The 11993-nt window shown below is 60.4% G+C and carries 9 protein-coding genes; 6 read left to right on the top strand and 3 right to left on the bottom strand.

Features of this window, described 5'->3' with window-relative positions; all coding sequences use genetic code 11:
• Positions 1 to 194: 194 nt before the first annotated feature.
• From hflK (FHL16_RS13780) to cfaB, 5 genes are all read left to right on the top strand, one after another.
• Positions 195 to 2153 carry a protease modulator HflK gene (gene hflK, locus FHL16_RS13780; RefSeq protein WP_077748593.1) on the top strand — a complete coding sequence of 653 codons (1959 nt, stop codon included), beginning with the start codon at positions 195 to 197 and terminating at the stop codon, positions 2151 to 2153.
• Entirely contained in the window at positions 2150 to 3187 is a 1038-nt protein-coding gene (hflC, locus tag FHL16_RS13785; RefSeq protein WP_010465405.1) for a protease modulator HflC, read from the top strand. The genes hflK (FHL16_RS13780) and hflC overlap by 4 nt, the downstream gene beginning before the upstream one ends.
• Entirely contained in the window at positions 3184 to 4242 is a 1059-nt protein-coding gene (gene hflK / locus FHL16_RS13790) for a protease modulator HflK (RefSeq protein WP_077748520.1), read from the top strand. Before hflC ends, hflK (FHL16_RS13790) begins: the two co-directional genes overlap by 4 nt.
• Complete coding sequence (locus FHL16_RS13795; protein WP_077748521.1) at positions 4239 to 6149, top strand: cation-translocating P-type ATPase; 1911 nt, start codon at positions 4239 to 4241, stop codon at positions 6147 to 6149. The genes hflK (FHL16_RS13790) and FHL16_RS13795 overlap by 4 nt, the downstream gene beginning before the upstream one ends.
• Before the next feature lie 216 nt (positions 6150 to 6365).
• The gene (cfaB, locus tag FHL16_RS13800; protein ID WP_077748522.1) at positions 6366 to 7550 is read left to right on the top strand and encodes a C17 cyclopropane fatty acid synthase CfaB; all 1185 of its coding nucleotides are present in this window, start codon (positions 6366 to 6368) and stop codon (positions 7548 to 7550) included.
• Here the strand turns inward: cfaB and cls are convergent.
• On the bottom strand, positions 7547 to 8986 hold the full coding sequence (cls, locus tag FHL16_RS13805; RefSeq protein WP_077748523.1) for a cardiolipin synthase: 1440 nt from the start codon (positions 8984 to 8986) through the stop codon (positions 7547 to 7549). The genes cfaB and cls overlap by 4 nt on opposite strands.
• A 131-nt stretch (positions 8987 to 9117) precedes the next feature.
• Between cls and FHL16_RS13810 the strand changes: the two genes are divergently transcribed.
• Complete coding sequence (locus FHL16_RS13810; RefSeq protein WP_010465397.1) at positions 9118 to 9639, top strand: DUF3617 domain-containing protein; 522 nt, start codon at positions 9118 to 9120, stop codon at positions 9637 to 9639.
• A 79-nt stretch (positions 9640 to 9718) separates the two neighbouring features.
• On the opposite strand, the gene FHL16_RS13815 is transcribed toward FHL16_RS13810, so the two are convergent.
• The gene (locus FHL16_RS13815) at positions 9719 to 10624 is read right to left on the bottom strand and encodes a His/Gly/Thr/Pro-type tRNA ligase C-terminal domain-containing protein (protein ID WP_077748524.1); all 906 of its coding nucleotides are present in this window, start codon (positions 10622 to 10624) and stop codon (positions 9719 to 9721) included.
• 30 nt (positions 10625 to 10654) lie between these two features.
• The gene (locus tag FHL16_RS13820) at positions 10655 to 11992 is read right to left on the bottom strand and encodes a dihydroorotase (RefSeq protein ID WP_077748525.1); all 1338 of its coding nucleotides are present in this window, start codon (positions 11990 to 11992) and stop codon (positions 10655 to 10657) included.
• Position 11993: the final 1 nt, after the last annotated feature.

Genomic DNA, 11993 nt, shown 5'->3' on the forward strand with positions numbered 1-11993 from the left:
GAAATGGGCTGGGTAAACGTAGTCTTTGATTAAAATTATGAGCGTAATATGTGCGTTTACGGCTATTTCGGTCAAGGCTTCAGCGTAGCGACAGGTTGGGCATCTTTAGATAGAGCGATTTAGTACAAAAATTTCACCACTTTCGTTATATCGTAACGAATTGCGATGTGGCCAATGATAAGCACTGGGGTGGTATGCAAGTCGATCTCGAAGTCGATGGAACGCAGGTAGCCGGGCTGCCGCGCTTTCAGCAGGCGGTTTTTCAAGGGCGGCGATTGCGTCAGTTCGCCATCGGCCTGAGTGCCTTGGCGGCGGTCGGGTTGGTGTTGGCGTTTTTTGTCGGGCTGTTTGCGCCGTTGTCGCTGTGGGCCCCGTTGCTGGTGAATCAGAGCGCCGGTTTGCTGGTGCTGATTGCCGGCCTGCAATCGGCATGGTGGGTGACTCAGTGGCGCGCGCAAGCGATGAATCCGCCGCTGCCAGAGGTTGTTTCGGATGAAACCGTTGCCCCCGATGGCTGGTATGAGCGACTGCTGGAGCGGCTCGGTCAGCGCTGGGTGCGCTTGCTCGGGCAGATCGGCGCACCGACCCTATGGCTCGCCGGTTGGGCACTGTTGGCGATCTACAGCATCAGCCAGTTCTGGAACCTCGCGTTGGCGCCCGCAGCGTTGGGATTATCGGCAAGCGTCGGTGCCGTGCTGTCGTTGTTGCTGGCCTTCGGTTTGCTGGTGCTTGAGCGTCAGCTCGCCCAGGAAAACGTCGCCCAATGGCCAGAAGCGGGGCAGTTGGCGCAACTGAGCCGGGTGGCGATCATTTGCCTGGTGCTCAGCGCGTTGTGTTTGTTGTTTGGCAGCGAAACTTCGGTCTGGCCAGTACGCCTTGCCGTGTTGATCGGGTTGCTGCCGGGACTGGTCGCGGCCGAGTTGCTGCTACGCGCCATGTTGTCGTTGTTCAGTCCTCGCCGTGAACACTTTGAACCGACGTTGCTGGCACGAAGTGTTGTCGCCGACATGCTGCGCTGGCCGCCACAACCGTTGCTGGCGTTGCAGCACGAACTGCATAACCGCTTCGGCATCGACTTGCGGCAGATCTGGGCCTTCACCTATATGCGTCGGGCATTTTTGCCGGTGATGGCGGTGGTGGCGATCGTCGGCTGGTCGCTCACCGGCGTCCACGAAATACCCCTGCAAGGGCGGGGCATCTACGAACGTTTCGGCAAACCGGTGGAAGTGTTCGGTCCGGGTTTGCACGCCGGTTTACCGTGGCCGCTGGGCCGGGTGTTGAGCGTTGAAAACGGCGTGGTTCACGAGTTGGCAACAAGCGTTGGCGAAACATCGGTGCCGGTCGTCCTGGAGCCTGCAGAAGGCCCGGCGCCGGCGATTGCCAATCGCTTGTGGGACGCCAGCCATGTGAACGATAAATCCCAGGTGATCGCCAGCAGCCGTGCCGACAAGCAGAGCTTTCAGATCGTTAACATGGACGTGCGTTTTGTGTACCGCATCGGTCTGACCGATCAAGCGGCGTTGGCTGCGACGTACAACAGCGCCGATGTACCGACGCTGATTCGCAGCACTGCCAGCCGGATTCTGGTGCACGACTTTGCCTCGCGGACCCTCGACGGTTTGCTTGGCGAGGACAGGGTAGGGCTGGCCGAGGAGATCGGCCGCGCCGTGCAATCTGATCTGCAGAAGCTCGACAGCGGTGTGGAAATTCTCGCCACCGTGGTGGAGGCGATCCATCCGCCGGCCGGTGCAGCCAACGCTTATCACGGCGTTCAGGCGGCGCAGATTGGTGCCCAGGCATTGATCTCGCGTGAGCGCGGGGCAGCAGCGCAAGCAACCAATCAAGCGCAGTTGCAGGCCAGCATCGCTCGCGATCAGGCGAGCGCCAGCGCGCATGAAATCAACTCCGCCGCGCAGGCGGCTGATCTGAAATTCACCGCCGAACAAAAAGCCTATGCCAGTGCCGGCCAAGCGTTCTTGCTGGAGCAGTATTTCAGCCAACTGACCCAGGGTCTGGCTAACGCCAAATTGCTGGTGCTCGATCATCGTCTGGGCGGCACCAGCAATGCACCGACCATCGACCTACGTACCTTCACGCTGCCGGCCGATCCTGCGTCGCCGCGCAACAGCGCTCAGCCAGGAGCTACCCATTGAGCCAGTCGCACTCTCACGATCATGACGACCACGCCGGCCACGATCACGGACATGGCGGACATCACCACGGTCACCACCATCATCACGGTGATTCACAGGAAGCCGGTCCATTCCCGTGGCGGCGCATGGGGTGGGCGGCGTTGCTCGTGGCATTCGCCATCGCGGCAGCGAGTCTGGTGCAGGTTCGCTCGGGGGAGGCCACGGTGATTACTCGCTTCGGTAATCCGTCGCGGGTGTTGCTGGAGCCGGGTCTCGGCTGGCGCTGGCCGGCACCGTTTGAAGCGGCCATTCCGGTCGACTTACGGCTGCGCACCACCTCCAGCGGTTTGCAGGATGTGGGAACGCGCGACGGATTGCGCATCATTGTTCAGGCCTACGTGGCGTGGCAGGTTCAGGGCGACCCGGACAATGTGCAGCGCTTTATGCGCGCCGTGCAGAATCAGCCGGACGAAGCGGCGCGGCAGATTCGCACGTTTGTGGGGTCGGCACTGGAAACCACCGCGAGCAGTTTCGACCTGGCCAATCTGGTCAACACCGACGCCAATCAGGTGCACATTGCCGACTTCGAAGCGCAGTTGCGTAAACAGATCGATCAGCAGTTGCTGACCACGTATGGCGTTCGCGTGCTGCAAGTGGGCATCGAGCGTTTGACCCTGCCGTCGGTGACGCTCACCGCCACCGTCGATCGCATGCGCGCCGAGCGTGAAACAATTGCCACCGAGCGCACCGCCATCGGCAAGCGTGAAGCCGCGCAAATCCGGTCCGCGGCTGAACGAGATGCGCGCATCGTGCAAGCTGATGCGACGGTGAAAGCTGCCGATATCGAAGCCCAATCCCGCGTCGAAGCCGCGCAGATTTACGGCCGTGCCTACGCCGGTTCGCCACAGCTTTACAACTTGCTGCGCTCCCTCGATACATTGGGCACGATCGTCACCCCGGACACCAAGCTGATATTGCGCACTGATGCTGCACCTTTCCGGGTGCTGGTTGACGGTCCACCGACCCTCGATAACAAGTCCGGGTCACAGCCATGAATTTAGTTCCACGTGGAACACATGAGTTAAGCAGCCCCTGGATTCAGGCTGGGCGATTGGCTTTTTTGGCGCTTTACGGCGTGACCGTTCTGGCTGCGTTAGCGTGGGCATTCTCCAATGTGCGGCAGATTGATCCTCAGAATCGGGCGGTGGTCCTGCACTTCGGCGCGCTGGATCGCATCCAGAATGCCGGTTTGCTATTGGCCTGGCCGCGCCCGTTTGAGCAAGTGATTTTGTTGCCGGCAGCTGATCGGGTGATCGAACGTCGGGTGGAGAATCTGCTTCGTAGCGATGCTGCGTTGCAGGCCGATCGGGTGGCGTCTTTCGCGACACCGCTGAGCGATACGCTCGCTGGATCGGGCTATTTGCTGACCGGTGACGCGGGCGTGGTGCAGCTGGATGTGCGGGTTTTCTACAAGGTCACCGAACCTTATGCCTTCGTGCTTCAAGGTGAACATGTTTTGCCGGCACTCGATCGGCTAGTCACCCGCAGCGCCGTTGCCCTGACGGCCGCGCGAGACCTGGACACCATTTTGGTGGCGCGGCCGGAACTGATCGGTAGCGACAATCAGGCGGCAGAACGTCGCGAACGTCTGCGCGGTGATTTGGTGCAGGGCATCAATCAGCGTCTGGCCGAGCTGACCGCGACAGGACAGGGGCTGGGTATCGAAGTGGCGCGAGTCGACGTGCAATCGAGTCTGCCCGGCCCAGCGGTGAACGCTTTCAATGCGGTGCTGACCGCCAGCCAGCAAGCGGACAAAACCGTCGCCAATGCGCGCACCGAGGCCGAGAAACTGACCCAGACCGCCAATGAACAAGGCGACCGGACACTGCAAGTCGCCCACGCCCAGGCGAGCGAACGGCTGGCCAAAGCTTCGGCTGATACGGCCACGGTGTTGAGCCTGGCCCACGCGCAACAACAGGGCACTGACCCGCAAATGTTGCTGCGTATCTACCGCGAGCGGATGCCGAAGATTCTCGGCCAGGCCGGCTCAGTAACGACGGTCAATCCGAAAGATGATTCCCGCCTGATCATTCAGGGAGCAGCGCAATGACCACCTCAACCGCCGCCGCACCCAGCCTGTTGTCCTCGGCTGAACAACGCAGCGCTGCACGCCAATTGACCTTGGCCATGCTTGCCCTTGGCTTGCTCAGCCTCGGGTTGATCTGGCGCTGGCTGTCACCGGAGCAGACGGGCGTCAGTCAATTGCTGTTGGGTTTTGCATCGTTGCTGGTGGCCGTGCCAGTGATGCGTTCGGCGTGGTACAGCCTGCGATATCCGAGCTTGCACGGGATCACCGATCAGCTGATTGCCCTCGCCATGCTCGGTGCCTGGGCGACGGGTGATCTGCTGACTGCTGCCTTGCTGCCGATCATCATGATCTTCGGCCACGTGCTGGAAGAGCGCAGCGTGATCGGTTCCCAGGAAGCGATTCGTGCGCTCGGCAAACTGACCCGCAGTCACGCTCGCAAGGTTCAGGCTGACGGAGCCATCGTCGAAGTCGACAACGGCACACTTAAAACCGGCGACATTGTCGAGGTACGTGCGGGCGACCGAGTGCCGGCCGATGGTCGGGTGTTGTCCGGTCAGGCCAGTCTGGACACGGCATCAATCACCGGTGAGTCGGTGCCGATCGAGACGGGTGTCGGCATGCAGGTCTTTGGCGGCGCGATCAATCTCGACGGTTTGCTGCGCCTCGAAGTGACGCGCACCGGCAACGAATCGACCCTCGGTAAAGTCATCGCCCTGATGCAAAGCGCCGAGCGTTCGAAGCCGCCGATCACCCGTTTGCTTGAACGTTACGCCGGCAGTTACATGGTGTTGGTATTGCTGTTGGCCGCAGTGACCTGGTTTGTCACCAATGATGCCCAGGCGATGCTCGCGGTGCTGGTGGCGGCGTGTCCTTGCGCGTTGGTGTTATCGGCGCCGGCCACGGCGATTGCCGGCGTGGCGGTGGCGGCGCGGCATGGGATTCTGATTCGCAGCTCGGCGTTCCTGGAAGAGTTGGCGGACCTCACGTCGCTGGTGGTCGACAAGACCGGAACCCTGACGTTTGGCACCTTGCGCTTGCAGTCCATCGACAGCCCGCTGGAGGACCGCAGTCACGTGCTTAAACTCGCTGCGAGCCTCGGCTCGGCTAGCAGTCATCCGGTGAGCCGTGCGCTCGCCGGGTTGGTCACTCAGGAACATTTTCTGCTGCTGTCGGACATCCACGAGCGCCAGGGCCTGGGCGTGGTCGCGATGACGGAGCAGGGCGAAGCAGCGCTCGGCCGTCCAGAGCTATTCGCGCAACTGGGCATCGCCACTTCGGCGGTTCCCGAACACGATGGCCCGATTGCCGGGCTGGCACTCAACGGTGAATTCCTGGCCTGGCTGTTGCTGGCAGACAGCGTCAAACCTGAGGCGCGTTTTGCCTTGAGTGAATTACGTGAACTGGGTTTGGGTCGCCAGTTGTTACTTACGGGCGATCGGCACAGCGTCGCGCACACGCTGGCACGGGATGTCGGCATCAGTGACGTTGAAGCGCAGGCACTGCCTGAGGACAAACTCAACCGGGTGCTGACGGAAATCGGCAACGGCTTCCGGCCGATGGTGGTGGGGGATGGCATCAACGATTCGCTGGCACTCAAGGCCGGCGTCGTGGGGGTGGCCATGGGCGCGGGGGGCGCGGACATCGCGCTGGCGTCGGCGGACATTGTGTTGATCGGCAGCGACCTGCGTCGCCTCGGCACCTGTGTCCGGTTGAGTCGACAATGTCGGCAGACCTTGCAGGTCAACGTGATCATCGGTCTGGGCTGGACCCTGGCGATTGTCGCGTTTGCGGCATTCGGCTGGCTCGGTGCTGCGGGGGCGATGATTGCAGCGTTGCTGCATAACTTCAGTACGTTGTTGGTGCTCGGTAATGCGGGGCGTCTGCTGCGCTTTCAGGAGCCTTTGCTGAAAATTAAAGACGAGGCTTGAACGCTTCTAAACCAGGGCTATGAGGGCAAAACCGAGTTTTTAGAACTGTGCATCAAATTTGTAGTCATCTAGGGTAAGGACCATCTGCTTTTGTGGACGCACGACGGCTGGTTTAAGCGCCGCGAGTTATAGAAAAACGCTATTAAATCGATAGCCAGCTATTTTTCTAGGATGGTCTACCCTCACATCAGACGTCTGAAACAAGGGGGACTTTCCATGCTCGCGCAACTTCCACCGGCCTTACAGAATCTGCAGTTACCGCTACGCCTGCGACTCTGGGACGGCCATGAATTCAACCTGGGGCCGACGCCCAGCGTCACTATTGTGGTCAAGGACCCACAAATGGTTACCCAGTTCACTCACCCCAGCCTGGACGCGCTCGGAGCGGCGTTTGTCGAAGGCAAGCTGGAACTCGAAGGCTCCATCAGCGACGTGATCCGCGTTTGTGATGAATGGAGTCAGGCGTTGTTGAGCGAGGACGACGACAGTCAGCCTGTGCGCACGGTCCACGACAAGGAAACCGACGCGAAGGCGATTTCCTACCACTACGACCTTTCCAATGCGTTTTATCAGCTGTGGCTCGACAGCGACATGGCGTATTCCTGCGCCTATTTCGAGACCGGCAGCGAAACGCTGGAGCAAGCCCAGCAAGCCAAGTTCCGCCACCTGTGCCGCAAGCTACGTCTGCAACCAGGTGAATACCTGCTGGATGTCGGTTGCGGTTGGGGAGGGCTGGCCCGTTTCGCGGCCCGCGAGTTTGGCGCGAAAGTGTTCGGGATTACCCTGAGTAAAGAGCAACTGGCCCTGGCCCGTGAAAGAGTGACCGCCGAAGGCCTGGACGATCTGGTTGAACTGCAACTGCTCGACTACCGCGATCTGCCTCAGGACGGGCGCTTCGATAAGGTGGTCAGCGTCGGCATGTTCGAACACGTCGGCCACGCCAACCTGGCCGAGTACTGCAAGACCTTGTTCGGTGCAGTGAAAGAGGGCGGCCTGGTAATGAACCACGGGATCACCGCCAAGCACACGGATGGCCGACCTGTGGGGCGCGGTGCCGGGGATTTCATCGAGAAATATGTGTTCCCCAACGGCGAGTTGCCGCACCTGTCGATGATCTCCGCCGAGATCAGCGAAGCGGGGCTGGAAATCGTCGATGTCGAGAGCCTGCGCCTGCATTACGCGCGCACCCTGGACCATTGGAGCGAACGCCTGGAGGACAATCTGGAAGCGGCTTCAAAACTGGTTCCGGAACAGGCGCTGCGGATCTGGCGGTTGTACCTGGCGGGATGCGCTTACGCGTTCGCCAGAGGCTGGATCAACCTGCACCAGATCCTCGCGGTGAAAGCCCACGCCGATGGCAGCCATGAACTGCCTTGGACGCGAGACGACATCTACCTTTAGAGAATCGGTGAAATAAGCCGGGCGATCCGCATGCCGACCTGTTGCAGGCGGCGGGTCTCCCGGCTTTCTTCTTTGGCGATCTCGTGGGCCTGGGCGAAGTCATCATTGAGCATCTGTTCCACCTCGGCGGCAAACGCGCTGTCGACGGTCAGTAACATCACTTCGAAATTGAGCCGGAATGAGCGGTTATCCAGGTTGGCGCTGCCAATGGCGCTGATTTCACTGTCGATCAACACCACCTTCTGATGCAGGAAACCCGGCGCGTACCGAAACACGCGCACGCCTGCGCGCACGGCTTCGAAAGCATAAAGGCTTGAGGCCGCGTAAACGATTCGGTGGTCCGGTCGTGAGGGCAGAAGCAGCCGCACATCCACGCCTCGAAGAGCGGCCAGTCTCAACGCAGCGAACACGGCTTCGTCGGGGATGAAGTAGGGGCTGGTGATCCACACCCTTTCTGTTGCCGCATGGATGGCTTCGACGAAGAACAATGAACAGGTTTCGTAGGAATCGGCCGGGCCGCTGGCGAGTAATTGGCAGAGCACACCGTCGTCCGGATACACGTCCGGCAGGATCAGTGGTGGCAATGATCGCGCCGCCCAGAACCAGTCTTCGGCAAACGATTCCTGCATACAGGCCACCACCGGCCCGCATACCCGCACGTGGGTATCGCGCCAGGGCGCCAGCGGCGGTTTCTCGCCCATGTATTCGTCGCCAACGTTATGCCCGCCGACGAAGCCCAAAACCCCGTCGACCACGACGATCTTGCGGTGATTGCGGAAGTTGACCTGGAAACGGTTAAGCCAGCCGCTGCGGGTGGCGAAGGCTTTGACCTCGACGCCGGCATCGCGCAACGGCTGCACGTAACTGTGGGGCAGGGAATGGCTGCCGATGCGGTCGTACAGCAAGTGTATGGCCACGCCTTCTGCGGCTTTCTTGAGCAGCAGGGTTTGCAGGCGCTGGCCGAGGCGGTCGTCGTGGATGATGAAGAATTGAATCAGCACCGCTTCCTTCGCGTTTTCGATGGCTTCGAAAATTGCGTCGAAGGTGGCTTGGCCGTTGATCAGCAAGCGCACTTCGTTGTTCGCCAGGCACGGCATGCGCCCCAGTTTCGGCATCGCCCGCAGGGACGCGTAGGCGTTGGAGGCGCGTGCGGTCAGCGCCTCTTCTACCCAGGGGCGCCAGTTGAGCTCTGAGATCGCCTTGCGCATTTCCTCGTTGGCCTGGCGCCGCGCCTTGATGTAGCCATCGAAGGTGCTGCGGCCAAAGACCAGATACGGAATAAGCGTGAGGTAAGGCATGAAGATCAACGACAGGGCCCAGGCGATAGCGCCCTGGGCGGTCCGGACGGTGAGTACGGCGTGGATGGCTGCGATCAGGCCCAGCGTATGAAGCAGTGCAATCATGTAGCCGAAAATGTGCGGTCCAAAGTAATCCATGGGGCAGCCTTGCTCCTGAAGATTCAATGCTTAACAGACCATGTTCCGTGCAGAATGTCGCTATTTAATTGGCCCATGAACTGAAGCCTGCGGCTGACGTCTAACGGCCACTACTGATCAGGAGTTACTCGATGAACGTTCGTCTGCTGGGTTTGGCCGTGGCTTTAGGTTTAGCAGTTCCCCTGGCCGCTCAGGCGCAGATGCTGCAGCCAGGTTTGTGGGAGTTGACCACGAGCAACATGAAGGTCGATGACCAGAACCTGCCGGACTTGCAGCTGATCCTCGGCCAGTTGCAGGGCCAGATGACTCCGCAACAGCGTGCGCAGCTGGAGAAGCAGGGCATCACCATGGGCGGAAAGGGGATTCGGGCGTGCCTGACGCCGGAGCAAGTGAAGTCAGACAATATCCCGCTGACGGACCCGCAATCGGGCTGCAAACAGGAAATCACTGACCGCAGCGGTAATCAGTGGAAATTCCGTTTCAGCTGTCCGAAAGCGCAGGGCGCGGGGGTCGCCACTTTCCTCAGTGATCGTGAGTTCACCACCAAGGTCAACGGCACGTTTAATGCGACCGGCCTTCAGCAGAAGGGTAGCCTCGATACCCGTGCGGTTTGGCTGGGTCAGGATTGCGGGACGGTCAAGCCGAGGGCTTAAAAGCTTCGCGGGCAAGCCTCGCTCCTACAGGGTCGATGCAGATCCTGTGGGAGCGAGGCTTGCCCGCGAAGGAGCCGGCTCAGACTCTCGCAATGCCAATTGACCTCAACCACTCACACACCGCATCAACCGCCATCCTGCCGAAATCCTCTCCGGTGCGGCTGCGCACACTGACAAACCCGCCGGCTTTTTCTTTCTCACCGATCACCACCAGATACGGCACTTGCTGACTGTGCTCGCGGATCTTGTGGCGGACTTTCTCGTTGCGCAGATCGGCACGAGCGCGCACGCCACCCCGGCGCAACGCCTCGGTCACCGACTGTGCGTAATCCGCCTGACGCTCGTCCATGCTGACAATGATCACGTGCAGCGGCGCCCGCCAGTCATCCAGTTCCTGTTGGCTGGGCCAGCACGTTCCATAAATCCGTTGTGGCGCGGTGCCGCTGATGTGATCGAGCGCGAATGCCTGCAATACCCGGGTTGCGGGAACATGCGGCCCCACTGACAGACACTCGAAGTCCCCAAGGAGATAGGGCAATGACTTTTCCGGCGGCGTCGATCCGGTTGGCGGCTTTCTGCGCCGGATCGAATGGTTGGTTGCAGCCAGGGTCCTCATGCGCGCTTCGATACCGGCAAGGTCGACCAGGTGTAACAGACGCTCAAACGCAAACTCGTAGAAGAAGCCATCACCCATCGCCGATCCGATCTGTAATTGCGCTTTTGGATAGAGTTGCTTGATGGCCACCGCCAGCATCAATGCGCAGGAGCGTCGCAAGATCTCCAACCCATCGGGTTCCTGAGGCGTGACGATGCCGACCCGGGCATCGGCCTCGATCATGAACTCACAGTCCACCAGAACACCGTCCACCCGACCAGCCACGGCCGCTCTGGCCAGCCCGGCACCGATGCTCGCGGCGAATTCATACACCGACAACGGCTGGTCGTATTCACGCAATGAACCATCGCTCAGGGTGATGTGAATCATGTCGGTGCTCTCGAGTGCAATTAACGCGCGTTAGCGCATAAACCGTAGGGGTAAACCCTGGCAGTTGTCATTAAGACGTTTGTCGTGCCAGGCGATTTGCCCCGATACGATCGTGGTGCTGACGCTGTGGCGAAAACGCTGGCGAGCGAAGGGTGTCCAGCCGCATTGCGACAAGATCGGCTGCCTGGAAACGGCCACGCCCTCTGGCTCGGCTTTGATCAGAACGAGGTCGGCCCAGTAGCCTTCGCGCAGATAGCCGCGGTCGGGAATGGCAAACAGATCAGCCACGCGATGACTGGTCTTGGCCACGAGGGCAGTTATCGGCAGTACTTCGTCGATCACCAGTTCCATTAACGCGGGCAGGGCGTGTTGCACCAATGGCAATCCGGACGGGGCCTGGTGGTAGGGCCGTTGTTTTTCCGCCCAGGTGTGCGGCGCGTGATCGCTGCCGATGACGTCCAGCCGATTGCTCATCAGGGCTTGGCGCAGGGCATCACGATCGGCCTGAGTCTTGATCGCCGGATTGCATTTGATCAGGTTGCCGAGGCTCGGGTAGTCGCGATCATCGAACAGCAAATGATGCAGGCAGACTTCGGCGCTAATGCGCTTATGTGTCAGCGGTTTGTCTTCGAACAATGCCAGTTCACGCGCGGTGGTCAAATGCAAAACGTGCAGGCGGGTGCCGTGTCGCCTGGCCAGGTCCACGGCCATTGAGGACGAACGAAAGCACGCTTCGGCATCGCGAATCTGCGGGTGCACCGAGGCGGGAATGTGCTCGCCAAAACGCTCGAGCACTTTTGCAGCATTGGCTTCGATGCTGGGTGTGTGTTCGCAATGGGCCAGCAGAAGGGTCGGCACCTCGGCGAACAATCGCTCGAGCGTCTGCGGATCGTCCACCAGCATGTTGCCGGTAGAGGCGCCCATGAACACTTTCACACCGGCTACTTCACAGGGATTGAGCGCCGCCACGGTGTCGAGGTTGTCGTTGCTCACGCCGAAGTGAAAGCCGTAGTTGGCGACGGAGTTGATCGCTGCTCGACGCTTCTTGTCATCGAGTGCCGCGAGGGTCAGGGTTGCCGGATTTGTATTGGGCATGTCCATGAAACTGGTGATGCCGCCCGCCACGGCCGCCCGCGATTCGGTGTAAAAGCTACCCTTGTCCGGTGCCCCGGGATCTCGGAAATGCACCTGGTCATCGATCATTCCAGGCACTAGCCACTGTCCTTGTGCATCGATTTCGACGTGGGCATTTTCTCCGTTGATACTGCCCGCGATCTTCACGATCCTGCCGTTGCTCACCAGCAGGTCGCCATCGAATTCCCGACCTTCGTTCACCAATCTGGCATTGCGAATCAGCACGCTGCTCATG

Origin of the sequence: Pseudomonas sp. FSL W5-0299 (genome assembly GCF_005930655.1) — a bacterium.
Lineage (GTDB): Bacteria > Pseudomonadota > Gammaproteobacteria > Pseudomonadales > Pseudomonadaceae > Aquipseudomonas > Aquipseudomonas mandelii.